The organism is Granulicella sibirica (assembly GCF_004115155.1).
In the GTDB taxonomy this organism is placed as follows: Bacteria; Acidobacteriota; Terriglobia; order Terriglobales; family Acidobacteriaceae; genus Edaphobacter; species Edaphobacter sibiricus.
The window spans coordinates 693,594-706,958 of sequence record NZ_RDSM01000002.1 but is presented as its reverse complement, the minus strand read 5'-3'; the positions used below and the strand labels follow the sequence as shown (position 1 = coordinate 706,958).

Sequence of the window (13,365 nt, the reverse complement as noted above, 5' to 3'; positions counted from 1 at the left end):
CTGTTTCTGTCTTTGTGACTAAGGTTGCGGCACCACCAGCACCCCAACCCCACTCGCCTCCGAGGCGCTCCGATACACGCTCTCGGTAGCCTTCACAAACTGGTCAGGCTTCGCATATGGAATATCGGTAAACGTCTGTGGATTCCTATCCACCAGCGGGAACCACGAGCTCTGCACCTGCACCATGATCCTGTGCCCGGCCCGGAACGTGTGATTCACATCCGGCATCTCCGCGTTTACGTTTGTAACTTTTCCAGGTACAAGTGCTGTTGGCTTCTCCCAGCTATCCCGGAACTTCGCCCGCATCGGCTCTCCACGAACAAGCTGCTGATATCCGCCCATCAGAATCGGAGCCGCACCAAGTATCCTCTTTCCCATCGGCGCACCCGGTGCTGGCGGGTTGGGAAAGTCATTCGGATACACGTCGATCAACTTCACCACAAAGTCAGAGTCCGTCCCCGTCGAAGCGATCTTCAGCATAGGCTTCACCGGCCCCGCAATCGTGACGTCTTCCTTCAACGGCTCCGTCTCATACACCAGCACATCCGAACGCCGCGCCGCGAATCGCTGATCGTCATCCATGTACCTCTGCGGCACCGTATCGGTCGTGAAATTCACAAACGGTACCGGGTGAGCCGGATCGCTCACGTACTCATCGACGCCGGTCTTATCCGTCGGAGGATCGAAGCTCAGCATCCCGCCCTTATGGAAATAAAGCGTCTTCGCCGAAGCCTCCTTTGGTGGCCACGCCGCGTACTTCTTCCAGACATTCGACCCCGTCTCGAACACATACGCCTTGGGCAGAGGCTCGCTCTTCTTATCCTTCAGATACATCTCGAAGAACGGAAACTGTATCTCCTTGCGGAAGAACACACCCGTCTTCGATCCGAAGTGGACATCGCCAAGCTGATCCCCATCCCAGATCGACCATCCCCCATGCGTCCACGGCCCAACCACAAGCGTATTCACCGCTCCCGGGTTGAACTCATCGATCGCATGAAACGTCTTGAATGGCCCCGACAGGTCCTCCGCATCGAACCACCCACCTACCGTCATCACTGCCGCATGCACACTCTTCATATGCCGCGACATATCCCGCTTCTTCCAATACTCGTCGTACGTGTCATGCACCACCTGGTCATGAAACAGCGCATTCGTCCCATTCGCCTCCGTATCGAGCGTCGCGAGGTTCCCTTTGCTCAGGTAGTACTCATACCCATCCGGAGTTCCGAAATCGAAGGTCCCTCTCTCTGCTGACGGAAGCACAGGCGCCTTTTGCGGCTTGAAGGACACATAGAACCCATGGTTCGCAGCCAACATGAACGCGCCACCGTGATATCCGTCGTCATTGAAGAAGAGATCCGTCATCGGAGCCTGCGGGCTTGCCGCTTTGATCGCAGGATGCGAGTCCGCGATGCTCGCCGACGTGTAGTACCCCGGATAGCTGATCCCGGTGATTCCCACCTTGCCGTTGTTATTCGGCACATGCTTCAGCAGGAACTCCACCGTGTCATACATATCGCTCGAAGGATCAACGTCCTTCGGCGACTTCTTGTCATCGATATGCGGAGCCATCTCCAGAAACTCACCCTCGCTCTGGTAACGTCCTCTTACGTCCTCGCACACAAAGATATAGCCAGACTCCAGTAGCTCTTGGCTAACCCCAAGCCGAGTCGGGGTCTTATCCTCTCCATAGGGTCCACAGCTGTAGGGCGTCCGCGTCATCAGGAACGGATAGGGCCCAGCATCCTTGAAACCCGTCTGCGGTACGTAAACCGCGGCGAACAGCTTCACCCCATCCCGCATCGGAATCCTGAACTCATACTTCGCGTAGTGCTCCTTGACGAAGTCCTCCGTCGCACTGGGAGCAGGCGTCTGCGCCCCGGCGATTCCACACCCCGCAAGAACAAGAACCATCAGACCAGCAACAGCACGAAGCGTCATACACGCCCTTTCAAAAACATCGGATTGAAATAGCATAGTCGGAGAGACCGCCACATCGCGAAACAGAGCGCAGCTCCATTCCCTTCCACAGGCTCGGCAAGCCCGGAACCCAGATGCGCACTAGCCCCCGCAGACCCCGAATGTTCTGCTGGATGCCATGCTCAACCGCCGAACATTCCTGGCCGCCACGGTCGCCCTGCCCCGGCTGCTCCACGCCGAACCGGGTCGCTTCACCCCACTGCCCGCCGCTTTCGCTCGCCTCGAGCAGACGAACGGCGGACGCCTCGGCGTCGCGGTCCTCGATACCGCTACCAGCGAACGCTCCGGTCACCGCGCCGGCGAGCGCTTCCCCATGTGCAGCACCTTCAAATTCCTGCTCGCATCAGCCGTTCTCCAGCGCGTCGATCACCATCAGGAGACGCTCGATCGGCTCGCCGCCGTCCCTCCCAAGCCCCTGCTCGGCAACTCCCCATTGACCGAACCCCACGCCGGCGCCACCATGTCCATCGCCAGCCTCTGCCACGCCGCCCTCACCCGAAGCGACAACACCGCCGCCAACATCCTCCTCGAGTCCATCGGCGGCCCCGCTGGCATGACGGCCTTCTGCCGCGCCATCGGCGATCCCGTCACCCGCCTCGACCGCACCGAGCCCACTCTGAACGAATCCCTCGCCGGCGACCCACGCGACACCACCTCTCCCGTCTCCATGGTTACCAACCTGAAGTCCATCCTTCTCGGAAACGTCCTCGCCCAATCATCCCGCGAGCAGCTCACCACCTGGATGGAGGCAAACCTCACCGGCCTCGACCGGCTCCGCGCTAACCTGCCCACAGCCTGGCGTGCCGCCGACAAGACCGGCTCGAACGGCGAACACACCACCAACGACATCGCCGTGCTCTGGCCTGCCAACAGGCCTCCCGTTATAGTCGCCGCCTACATCACCCAATGCATCGGCCCCGAGAGCAAGCGCGCAACCATGCTCTCCGAGATCGGCAGGCTCGTCCGCGAATCTCTCACCTAGCGCAGGTCTACTCCCGGTAGGCTGCCTTCAGCTCCGCTTCGATCTCCGCTGCTGCCTTTCGCGCCAGCTCTTCCCCATCCGCCGGAAAACTCACCGCCCCCACTCGCGCATGTCCCCCTCCGCCATAGCGCTCGCACACCACCGAAAGGTTGATCAACTCACTCACCGGCTTCGTCGTCCAGGGGTTCGTCCCCACCGAGATCTTCGTTCTGAACTTCGACTTACTCAGCCCGACCACGTACGTCGCATCCGGATGCAGATAGTACGGAATGAACTTGCTGTACCCCTCCATCTGCTCATCCATCAGATCGAAGGTGATCACACCCTTCTCGCATGTAGATCTCTGCCGAATCAGCTCAATCCCCATCTGGTGCTTCTCCATCAGGGGATCGACCAGCACCTGCACAAAGTCCTGATCCAGCACCTCCTGCAGCGTCCTCGCCGTCAGCAGAGGAATCATCTTCGGAATCAGCTTGTCGTCCTGCGCGCTCTCGATCACCATCGTCAGCTTCATCGCCGGAGCTTCCATCTCGACCGCGGCCTTCGCGCTCTCATACTTCGCGCCGTCGACGATGTCCGCCCAGTACATCAGGTCCTTCAATCCCGAAGTATCGAACCCAAACTTCGTCGAAGCGACATGCGCGATGAACCCCGTACACGACGTGTAATTCGGATCGAAGAACTTCCGCATCACCTGGGTCCCATCCTCCTGCCCCCTTTGAAATTCGGCCTGGTCCTCCGGCGTTAGAAACGCACTCAAATGGTGATCGAACCACCAAGTCACCCGAGGGTCCCGCGAGTACTTGAAGTCCACGATCGCGTTCTCACCACCCGAGAAGTCCGCGAACTGAAATAAGCCCCCTGCCCGATGCATCAAGCCCTCATAGCTGTAGCTCGAAGCTGTTCCGATGCATTCCTTGTGAAACCTCGTAAACAGCGAAGCCGAGCACGCACCGTCGAAGCATTTGTCGTGATACAGAACCTTGCAATCCATCGCTCACCCCGGTCAACTGTCATCGATCTTCGAGCAAGCCCGAATCTCTAAGCATCGACACCGCTATCAGTGCTGTCAAGTCTCCGTCTCCGAGACTTCCTTGGAGCCTTCTTCGATAACATGAAAAAAAGATTGCGATTCACTGAGAAAGTTGAGACGATGGGCTCCTTATGGATGACATGCTCTTAGGTGTCGCCGCCTCGGTCATCTTCCTCTGTTTGGTGGGTCTCGCCTTCGGAGCGGTCATCAAGTCGGGGGCGGATCAATCTGCTTTGGCGCCACTTGGGCTGGTCGTGGTCTTTTCTCTGTTTGCCCTTGTGTATTTCACCTTTGCCATGTAGCCCGTCCGACCAGAGCGCCTCGAGAATTACAGTCATGAGGGCGCGTTTACAGCGACAAGAGGAAGCCTTTGAGCGAATTGAACTCGGAAACCGGCCCGGATACGCACATTCTCACTGACATCCAGCCTGCCCCTGACACCCGGTCAGTCCCGCCGACTGAACCAGTCCAACCCGCGCCACGTTCCACGATCTCCCGCGTGCTTTATGGAGAAGATGGCCTCCGCGCCGGTTGGGGTCTTCTTACCTTCATCGTCCTCTTCGCCGCCTTGGCCTTTGCCGCATCGTTCCTCGTTGCGAAGATCCAGCACAAGCCCTTCGGACCAGGCGCACAGAAGGCTCCTGCCTCGCAGACCTCTGACCAACCAAAGTCAGCGAATGCCTCCCCTGCCTCCGTCAATCCGCACAAAGAGACCCCTCCCAAGAACATGCTCACTGGCGAAGGCCTTTCCGCCTTAGTCGTTCTCCTTGTGACCTTTATAATGTCACGGATCGAAAAGCGCGGCTTCGGCTTCTATGGTCTCGGAAGCAAGAATCGCATCGCGCATTTCCTTCAGGGTGCCCTCTGGGGCCTGGTCTGCCTCTCCTTGCTCATTCTCGTCCTGAAACTGGGAGGCTTTCTCGTCTTCGATGGCCGCCTACTCACCAACGCCGCGGCTTTACGCTATAGCCTTATCTGGGCGTTCGGCTTCACATTCGTCGCCATCCTCGAAGAGACGCTCTTGCGAGGTTATCTGCAATTCACCCTCGCCCGTGGTCTTGCCGGAATCTACGGAGCCATCTCCAAGACACGTCATCGCCACCTCTTCGGCTTCTGGGCAGCAGCGTTCATCCTCTCCTTCGTCTTCGGTCTCGGCCACGGCTCGAACCCTGGCGAGTCACCCCTCGGTCTCATAGCCGCCGGGTTCGCAGGCCTCGTCTTCTGCTATACCCTCTACCGCACCGGAAGCCTCTGGTGGGCGCTCGGAGCCCACGCCTCATGGGACTGGGGCCAGTCCTTCCTCTACGGCGTTGCAGACAGCGGAACGATGGTTGAAGGTCACCTCTTCGCCACCCACCCCATAGGCCAACCCATCCTCTCCGGCGGACTCACAGGCCCGGAGGGAAGCGTCTTTGTCCTTCCCGTCCTCCTCCTCCTCGCCCTGATCGTCTTTCTGACGATCCCCGCCGGACATCCGCCCGGATACTACCTCAGCCATCCGGACGAGTCGTAGCTACTCCACCGCCCCCTCATATCGCGTTTCCTGCAGATCCAGCTCATTCTGCATCGCCCGAAGCGCATCGTCGCTGATCTTGCCCTCGTCCCGCAGCCGGATCATGGCTCGCCTCTCCGTCTTCACCGCCCCAGCCGCGATCTCCTTCAAGCGCTTGTACGTTCCCTCGTCCATCCCGGAATACGAGTCATCTTCGTTCCCGCTCCCCACCGCCGCCAGCCGATGCCGGTATCGGTGCAGCAGGTCCTCGTAAATGTGAGAGAATCTCTCTCCATCCACCTCCCGCCCTTTCTCCAGATACTCGATCGCGCTGGTCAAAATGATCTCTCGAGCCTTCCGCTCCTCTTCGTCGCCTTCCGCTATCTTTCCCAACCCCAGCCACCGGATTAGCAGGGGCAGGGATAATCCCTGCAGAACAAGCGTCACCAGGATCACCGAGAACGCAAGAAACAGGATCAGGCTCCGCGTAGGAAACGCCGTCCCATTCCCCATCGTCTCCGGCAGCGAGATCGCCGCCGCCAGCGCGAGTACACCTCGCATCCCCGTCCACCCAATCACGAAGATCGCCGAATTGCGCGGCTTCGCATCTCCGCGCTTCATGCACTTGCACTCGATCCAGTAAGCCGCCCAGGCCGCCGGATATACCCAGATCAGCCGCAGCACGATCAGCACCGCGCTGAAGGCAACGCCATACTTCAGCAGCGTCCCCCAGCTATACAACCCGCGAATCGCTGCCAGAACAAACGGGAGCTGCAGCCCGATCAGCACAAACACCAGCCCGTTCAGCACGAAAGTCAGCGCGTCCCAGATCCCGTACATCTGCATCCGAACCCGAGGCGAGTAGATCGTCGAGCTCTGCCTGCTCATGTAAAGCCCGCACGCCACAACCGCGAACACCCCCGAGGCGTTCACCGCATCCCCCGCCAGATAAGCCGCGTACGGCAATACGATCGACACCACCATCTCCACCGGCCCATCGTCGATCAGCACGCTCAGCCGCGACACCACAAACCCGATCGCCAGTCCCACACCCGCACCCACAACCGTCAGGTAAAACAGCCGGAAGATCGCTTCTCCGGCCGACGGCGTCGTTCCGCCCATTAGCATATGCAGCCCGAACTCCAGAGCCAGAAGCGCGGTGGCATCGTTCAACAGGCTCTCTCCTTCGAGCACATCCACAATCCGCCTTGGCAGCCCAAGCGATCGCGCAATGGAAGTCGCCGCGATCGCATCGGTAGCCGCCACGACCCCACCCAGCAGGAAACCAGCCTTCCAGTCCATGAACGTGATAAACCGGTCGGAAAACTCCGCCACGCCCCACACCGTGAATGCCACCAAGCCCACCGCAAGGAACCCGATGCTCACCGCGTTATGCCGGAACTCCCGCCACGAGGTCGTCCAGGCTGACGAATAAAGCAGCGGCGGCAGGAAGATCAGAACACCCATGTTGGATTGAGCGGAATCCGGGGCACGTGCGGCACAAAACTCACCAGAAGCCCCGCCACTACAAGAACGATCGGGTAAGCCACCTTCAGCCAGCGTGCAAGCAGCGCGAACCCAGCCACGAACACCAGCAGAACTAGAAACACCGTCTCCCACCCGTGAATGCTATCTGCCGGAAACATAAGACCCCTTTGCTCCACCCGTCCGAGCCAGCATAGCAGCGCCGCTCTCAGCGGCACGCGGCCTCGAAACCCCGTTTAGACTCAGATCAAAGCATGAGCTACCTGGACCCACTCGCTCCCGAACCCCTCCTCGCCACCCGTCGAAATGCCGAGCCACCGCCCGCCAGAAAGCCCCGCCGCCTCGTCCGCGCCGCCGCCCTCATCCTCCCCATCCTGCTCCTACTAGCCCTCGCCGCCTCCTTCGGAGCCCGCTACTGGGTACGGAATGCCCTCCAGGCATCTCTCCCCCAGCTTGACGGCCAACTCTCCATCTCCGGCCTCTCCGCCCCGGTGAGCGTTCGGCGCGACGCTCACGGCGTCCCCCACATCCAGGCTGCCAACGTCGACGACCTCATCCTCGCCCAGGGCTACGTCACCGCCCAGGACCGCCTCTGGCAGATGGACACCCTCCGCCGCAGCGCAGCAGGCGATCTCGCCGAGATCCTCGGAGCCAGCCTGGTCTCCCACGACCGCACCCAGCGCCTCCTCCAGATGCGAGCCTCCGCCGACAGCGCCGTCACCGTCCTTCCACCGGACCAACTCCACTGGCTCGAACAATACGCGAAGGGGGTCAACGCAAGCATGGCCACGCAGGCCCCAAACCTTCCCCTCGAGTTCCGCATCCTGCGCTACAAACCTGCCCCCTGGACGCCGCGCGACTCGATCCTCATCGGCCTCTTCATGTTCCAGGACCTCAGCACCAGCTTCCCCGAAAAGCTCGGCCACGAGGCCCTCGCCGCCAAACTCTCCCCCGATCTTCTAGCCGACCTCTACCCCGCCGGTTCCTGGCGCGATCACCCACCTGGCCATACGGTCGACCTCTCAATGCCCGTCGACGAGATCGAGCAGATCCCCCTCGACGAGTCCCAAAGTAAACTCCAAAATCCATCTCTCGCCACACCCGGGCACGCCGCAAGCCTCCTCGCAGGTATCGCCAACCTCCCAAACTCCCACCTCAACTGCGACTCCTGCATCGCCGGCTCCAACAACTGGGCCGTCTCCGCCGATCACAGCACCACCGGCAAACCCATCCTGTCGAACGACACGCACCTCCGCCACTCCGCGCCAGGCATCTGGTATGAAGCCGACCTCGAAGCCCCAACCTCCGACCCCGCCAGGCCCTTCCACGCCGCCGGCGTTACCATCCCCGGAGCTCCCTTTGTCATCATCGGCCACAATGCCCACGTGGCCTGGGGCCTCACCGTCCTCGGTGGCGACGTTCAGGACCTCTACATCGAACACCTCCGCGGCCAGGGCTCCCAGACCGAATACCAATCCCCCGACGGATCCTGGCGCCCGGTCACCCACCGCGAAGAGCTGATCCACGTCCACGGCTCGAAGGACGTCATCCTCGACGTCCAGCTCACCCATCACGGCGAAATCGACACCCCCATCATCTCCGGCATGTTCCCCAACGAGCAGCGCACCCTCGCACTCCGCTGGATCGTCTACGACCCCACCATTCCCACCTCGCCCTTCTTCGACATCGACTCCGCCAACGACTGGCCCACCTTCTCCGCCGCCCTCTCAAAGTTCAACGGTCCCAGCCAGAACCTCATGTACGCCGACGATCAGGGCCACATCGCCTACCACGCCATCGGCAGAGTCCCCCTCCGCGGCTCCGACCCCACCAGCCCACAACCCATCTCCCCCGTCCCCACCGACGCTACCGCGCCTGATGCCGCTACCCACGAGTGGTCCGGCTACATCCCCTTCGACAAGATGCCCGCCGTCCTCGACCCACCCGACGGCATCCTCGCCACCGCCAACGCCCGCACCACGCCCGACAATTACCCCTACCCCATCAACCTCGATTGGGCCGCCCCTTACCGCAACGAGCGTATCTGGAAGCTACTCGCCTCGAAGCCCCGCTTCACCGTAGCCGACATGCTCGCCATCCAGACCGACGTCTATTCCGACGTCGACAAGGTCATCGCCGAGCGCCTCACCTACGCCCTCGATCACGCAATCGATCAATCTCGGCCAGCAAAGCCATCAGGCGGAAGCAGCGCCAGGCGCCTCCACCAGGCCGCCGACCTCCTCCGGACCTGGAACGGCCACGTCGACGCCGACTCTCCCGCCGCCGCCATCGTCGACGCCGCCCGCGCCGCTCTCTGGACCCTCATCCTCACCCCTCGCCTCGGCCCAGACACCGACCTCTACCTCTGGGGCGAAAAACCCTACGCGGAAGAGCAGATCATCATGCACACCCCCGACCGCTGGCTCCCACCCGGCTTCAACAACTGGGACCAACTCCTCACCGCCGCCGTCGACGTCGGCCTCAACGAGCAGCACGCCCCGCTAGACCTCTCCAAGTGGTCCAGCGGCAAGGCCAACCCTGTCGAGATCGATCACCCCATCTACAGCCGCTCCAGCCTCCTTCGCTCGCTCCTTCGCGTTCCCATCGGCACCGGCATCCAGCCCCAATCCGGCGACGGCACCACCGTCAAGCAGGTAGGCCGCACCTTCGGCCCATCCCAGCGCCTCACCGTCGACCTCTCCAACCTGGACGAGAGCACCTTGAACATCGTCCTCGGCCAATCCGGCGACCCCGCCAGCCCATGGTTTATGGACCAGTTCAACTCCTGGCTCCACGGCACAACCTACCCCATGCCTTTCACTACCTCCGCCACCACAGCCGCAACAAGTCACACCCTAACCCTGAACCCTCAGTAAACCGCCGTGACAAGAGACCGCGTGCCTACCCCAACGATCATCGCGACCAGCCTCTCCGCGACCCACTCCTTCAGCAAGAGCCCGCAGCTTTACATCCGTCTCGAAGCAGGCATCGGCGTTCAGGGAGACGCCCACGCCGGCCCAACCACCCAGCACATCTACATCCGCAAGAAGGACCCCACCCGCCGAAACCTCACCCAGGTCCACCTCATCCACGCCGAACTCCTCGACGCCCTCTCTCTCGAGCCCGGACAAATGGGCGAGAACCTCACCACTCGCCACCTCGACCTGCACAGCCTCCCCGTCGGCACCCGCCTAGACATCGGCACCACCACCCTCGAGATCACCGGCTACCGCACCCCATGCTCCCAGATCAACGGGCTAAGACCCGGCCTCATGAATGCCGTCTTCACGCCCAGCAAACAGCCCAACGCCGGCATCATGGCCATCGTCCTCACCTCCGGCGACATCCACCCAGGCGACCCCATCCACATCACCCTCCCGCCCCTCCCCCATCGTCCGCTCGGTCCCGTCTAAACTCAAAAAATGCGCAGCGACCGTCTCTTCTGGATCCTCATTCCCGTCGCCGCCCTCATCGCCGTTCTTCCCCTGATTCTGCAAGGCCCCTCCTGCGGTCACGACTACGACTTCCACATCCTCAACTGGTTCGAAGTCGCTACCCAGTTCGCCCACGGCAACCTCCATCCGCAGTGGGCCGTCTCCCCCGCCTATAACGCCGGCGAACCCCGTTTCCTTTTCTACCCACCCATCTCCTGGACCCTCGGGGCCATTCTCGGCCTCCTCGTCACGACCCCCGTATTCGGCCACACACTAGGCTCCTGGACCGCAATCCCGACGCTCTACACCTGGATCGTCCTCACCGCCTCCGGCTTCAGCCTCTACCGCCTCGCCCGCGCCTACGCCACTCCCACCGCATCTCTCCTCGCCGCCACTCTCTACATCGCCAACCCCTACATGCTCTTCACCGCCTACGAGCGCACCGCCTACGCCGAACTCCTCGCCGCCATCTGGTTTCCCCTCCTCATCCAAGCCATCCTCAAACCCCGCCCCGCAATCCCCGCGATCGCTCTCCCGCTGGCCCTCCTCTGGCTGACGAACGCCCCTGCTGCCGTGATGGGCACCTACACCCTTGCCCTCCTCGCCGCTATCCGCCTCATCCAAGCCCGGAAACAGCAAGCCCTCCCGCTCGCCCTCATCACCGTCTCAGGAACCCTCCTCGGCTTAGCCCTGGCCGCCTACTACATCATCCCCGCCGCCAGCGACCGCCGCCTCGTCCAGATCGCCATGGTCATCCTCCCCGGCATGCGCATCGACGACAACACACTCTTCCACCACACTGGTCTCAGCGAAGACGCACTCATGCACGACGCCGTCCTCCATAGCGCGTCAATCGTTGCCATTCTCCTCATCGCCGTCACCGCCGGAGCCCTCCTGATCACCCTCCTCCGAAAAGACAAAGCCCCAGCCCTCCCACTCGCGATCCTTGCCACGATCATCACCTTCCTCCTCACCCGCGCCGCACTCCCCATCTGGCACCACGCTCCCGAACTGGAGTTCCTGCAATTCCCATGGCGCTTCGTCGCCGTGCTCGCGGCAATCGCATGCTTCTCCGTCGCTCTGGCCATAAAACAAATCACCCTGCGGCCCATCCCCACAGTCCTTCTCGCCCTGGCGATTGCCTCAGCCCTCACCATCCCAGCCACCCGGACCTTCCGCCAATCCTGCGACGACCCCGACACAGTCCCCGCTCGCCTGGCCGTGTATCAATCCCAGACCGGCTCCGACCCCACCGACGAATACACCCCCACCACCGCCGACAACGACCTCCTCAAAGAAAACAATCCCCCCTTCTGGCTCTCACCCGACTCCAGCGCACCCGCTCCTCCCAACAGCAAACCTAGCCCCCTTCCGCTCGACTTCAAAGTCACTTCCCCTACGGCCCAGAAACTCATCCTCAACCTCCGCGCCTATCCCAACTGGCACATCCTGCTCAATGGGACCGAGAGTCCTTCCGACCGACATCGCAGGGACGGTCTCATCTTTATCAACGTCCCCGCAGGCACCACCCACATCCATCTGGCCTTCGTCACAACGCCCTTGGAGTGGGCCGCCGACGCCCTATCTGCGTTGGCCCTCATCCTCCTCCTCGTGTTAACTCGGTTATCATCAAAGTCACATGCCTGACCGCACCGACGCTGTAAAGCACCTACTCACCACCGGCGCCATCGCGACCGACGAAGCACTCGAACGCCTGCTCCCCGGCCCCGAAACCCAGCCTCACTCCATCCACCGCGCCATGCGTCACAGCACCTTCGCCGGCGGCAAGCGTCTCCGTCCCATCCTCTGCATAGAAGCCGCGCGCATGGTCGCAGGCACACCCGAGCCACCCGATGGCGCCGCCCGCCTCGGTGCCGCGCTCGAGATGCTCCACACCTACTCGCTCATTCACGATGACCTCCCGGCACTCGACAATGACGATCTCCGCCGCGGCCAGCCCACCTGCCACGTAGCCTTCGGAGAAGCCACCGCAATTCTCGCTGGCGATGCCCTCCAAACCCTCGCCTTCCAAACGATCTCCGACCTCCCCGCCCCACCAGCCACCGTCGTCGCGATCCTCCGAGCCGTCTCCATCGCCATTGGCACAGGCGTAGGAGCCGATCTCCCCGGAGCCCTCGCGCCAGGCATGATCGGCGGCCAGGTCATGGACCTCGAATCCGGCGGCAAGCCTCCCACCGCCGACCTCGTCGAACGCATCCACCGCGCCAAGACAGGCGCCCTCATCACCGTCTCCATCGTCGCCGGCGGTCTCCTCGGCGCGGCCGAAGCCGAGCATCCGCCAAGCGCCGACACCATCGTCCGCCTCCGCACCTTCGGCGAAAAAGCTGGTCTCGCCTTCCAGATCGTCGACGACGTCCTCGACATGACCCAGGATTCCACCCAACTCGGTAAAACCGCGGGAAAAGACACCGCAACCGACAAGGCCACATGGCCCGCCGTCTATGGCATCGAGCAGTCGAAAGCAGATGCCTCCCAACTCATCGCCGACGCCTTCGAAGCCCTTACCACCTTCGGCGAAGCCGCCACGCCCCTCAAGTCACTTGCGCAGTATCTGGTCGAGCGCACCCACTAACATGCAACCCGCCATGCAACTCACCGAAACCACCATCCGCGAGGCTCTCCGCGACTGCTACGACCCCGAGGTCCCGTGCAACATCGTCGATCTCGGCCTTGTCTACCAGGTCGACGTCGCGCCCGACCCCGACGCTCCCGGAGCCGGCATCCCCGGCGTCCCGCAGAAGCACCGTGTCCACATCGATCTCACCCTCACCTCGAAGGGCTGCCCCGCCCACACGCAGATCATCGCCCAGATCGAGAACCGCCTCTTCGCCTTCCCCACCATCAGCAAGACAGATGTCGCCCTCGTCTGGCAGCCGATGTGGACCCCCCAGCGCATCAGCCCCGAAGGCCGCAAGCTCCTCGGCATCGAGTAGCC

Annotated in this window: 12 protein-coding genes; 8 read left to right on the top strand and 4 right to left on the bottom strand. The window is 62.1% G+C overall.

Annotated elements, in window-relative coordinates; all coding sequences use genetic code 11:
- Positions 1 to 18: 18 nt before the first annotated feature.
- On the bottom strand, positions 19 to 1,944 hold the full coding sequence (locus tag GRAN_RS13825; RefSeq protein ID WP_128913595.1) for a CocE/NonD family hydrolase: 1,926 nt from the start codon (positions 1,942 to 1,944) through the stop codon (positions 19 to 21).
- Between the two features lie 157 nt (positions 1,945 to 2,101).
- Between GRAN_RS13825 and bla the strand changes: the two genes are divergently transcribed.
- On the top strand, positions 2,102 to 2,965 hold the full coding sequence (bla, locus tag GRAN_RS13820; RefSeq protein WP_128913594.1) for a class A beta-lactamase: 864 nt from the start codon (positions 2,102 to 2,104) through the stop codon (positions 2,963 to 2,965).
- Between the two features lie 7 nt (positions 2,966 to 2,972).
- Here bla and GRAN_RS13815 read toward each other — a convergent pair whose 3' ends face one another.
- A complete protein-coding gene (locus tag GRAN_RS13815) occupies positions 2,973 to 3,839 on the bottom strand; it encodes a phosphoesterase (protein WP_421800820.1) in 867 nt (288 codons plus the stop codon).
- Between the two features lie 290 nt (positions 3,840 to 4,129).
- On the opposite strand from GRAN_RS13815, the gene GRAN_RS25525 reads away from it, so the two are divergent.
- Positions 4,130 to 4,300, top strand: coding sequence for a hypothetical protein (locus tag GRAN_RS25525; protein WP_161570974.1), 171 nt, complete (start codon positions 4,130 to 4,132; stop codon positions 4,298 to 4,300).
- Between the two features lie 68 nt (positions 4,301 to 4,368).
- Positions 4,369 to 5,511: a CPBP family intramembrane glutamic endopeptidase gene (locus tag GRAN_RS13810; protein ID WP_128913592.1), complete on the top strand. Its 1,143-nt coding sequence runs from the start codon at positions 4,369 to 4,371 to the stop codon at positions 5,509 to 5,511.
- On the opposite strand, the gene GRAN_RS13805 is transcribed toward GRAN_RS13810, so the two are convergent.
- Both GRAN_RS13805 and GRAN_RS26295 read right to left on the bottom strand, forming a co-directional pair.
- Positions 5,512 to 6,957, bottom strand: a complete 1,446-nt coding sequence (locus GRAN_RS13805; protein ID WP_241654590.1) for a Na+/H+ antiporter — start codon at positions 6,955 to 6,957, stop codon at positions 5,512 to 5,514.
- On the bottom strand, positions 6,945 to 7,136 hold the full coding sequence (locus GRAN_RS26295) for a hypothetical protein (protein WP_241654587.1): 192 nt from the start codon (positions 7,134 to 7,136) through the stop codon (positions 6,945 to 6,947). Before GRAN_RS26295 ends, GRAN_RS13805 begins: the two co-directional genes overlap by 13 nt.
- A gap of 93 nt (positions 7,137 to 7,229) precedes the next feature.
- Between GRAN_RS26295 and GRAN_RS13800 the strand changes: the two genes are divergently transcribed.
- Genes GRAN_RS13800 through GRAN_RS13780 form a run of 5 tightly spaced genes read left to right on the top strand, consistent with a single transcriptional unit; the run spans position 7,230 to position 13,363 of the window.
- Entirely contained in the window at positions 7,230 to 9,851 is a 2,622-nt protein-coding gene (locus tag GRAN_RS13800; RefSeq protein WP_128913591.1) for a penicillin acylase family protein, read from the top strand.
- Between the two features lie 21 nt (positions 9,852 to 9,872).
- Positions 9,873 to 10,388, top strand: coding sequence for an MOSC domain-containing protein (locus GRAN_RS13795; RefSeq protein ID WP_206662763.1), 516 nt, complete (start codon positions 9,873 to 9,875; stop codon positions 10,386 to 10,388).
- Between the two features lie 9 nt (positions 10,389 to 10,397).
- Positions 10,398 to 12,056: a glycosyltransferase family protein gene (locus tag GRAN_RS13790; protein WP_128913590.1), complete on the top strand. Its 1,659-nt coding sequence runs from the start codon at positions 10,398 to 10,400 to the stop codon at positions 12,054 to 12,056.
- Complete coding sequence (locus GRAN_RS13785; protein ID WP_128913589.1) at positions 12,049 to 13,002, top strand: polyprenyl synthetase family protein; 954 nt, start codon at positions 12,049 to 12,051, stop codon at positions 13,000 to 13,002. Before GRAN_RS13790 ends, GRAN_RS13785 begins: the two co-directional genes overlap by 8 nt.
- Positions 13,003 to 13,015: 13 nt before the next feature.
- A complete protein-coding gene (locus GRAN_RS13780) occupies positions 13,016 to 13,363 on the top strand; it encodes a metal-sulfur cluster assembly factor (RefSeq protein ID WP_128913588.1) in 348 nt (115 codons plus the stop codon).
- The last annotated feature ends 2 nt before the right edge of the window (positions 13,364 to 13,365 follow it).

What these genes read in the sequence shown, in the direction of transcription:
- GRAN_RS13825 (WP_128913595.1), bottom strand. Translation starts at nt 1,944, where the DNA reads ATGACGCTTCGTGCTGTTGCTGGTCTGATGGTTCTTGTTCTTGCGGGG.
- bla (WP_128913594.1), top strand. Translation starts at nt 2,102, where the DNA reads ATGCTCAACCGCCGAACATTCCTGGCCGCCACGGTCGCCCTGCCCCGG.
- GRAN_RS13815 (WP_421800820.1), bottom strand. Translation starts at nt 3,839, where the DNA reads ATGCATCGGGCAGGGGGCTTATTTCAGTTCGCGGACTTCTCGGGTGGT.
- GRAN_RS25525 (WP_161570974.1), top strand. Translation starts at nt 4,130, where the DNA reads ATGGATGACATGCTCTTAGGTGTCGCCGCCTCGGTCATCTTCCTCTGT.
- GRAN_RS13805 (WP_241654590.1), bottom strand. Translation starts at nt 6,957, where the DNA reads ATGGGTGTTCTGATCTTCCTGCCGCCGCTGCTTTATTCGTCAGCCTGG.
- GRAN_RS26295 (WP_241654587.1), bottom strand. Translation starts at nt 7,136, where the DNA reads ATGTTTCCGGCAGATAGCATTCACGGGTGGGAGACGGTGTTTCTAGTT.
- GRAN_RS13800 (WP_128913591.1), top strand. Translation starts at nt 7,230, where the DNA reads ATGAGCTACCTGGACCCACTCGCTCCCGAACCCCTCCTCGCCACCCGT.
- GRAN_RS13790 (WP_128913590.1), top strand. Translation starts at nt 10,398, where the DNA reads ATGCGCAGCGACCGTCTCTTCTGGATCCTCATTCCCGTCGCCGCCCTC.
- GRAN_RS13785 (WP_128913589.1), top strand. Translation starts at nt 12,049, where the DNA reads ATGCCTGACCGCACCGACGCTGTAAAGCACCTACTCACCACCGGCGCC.
- GRAN_RS13780 (WP_128913588.1), top strand. Translation starts at nt 13,016, where the DNA reads ATGCAACTCACCGAAACCACCATCCGCGAGGCTCTCCGCGACTGCTAC.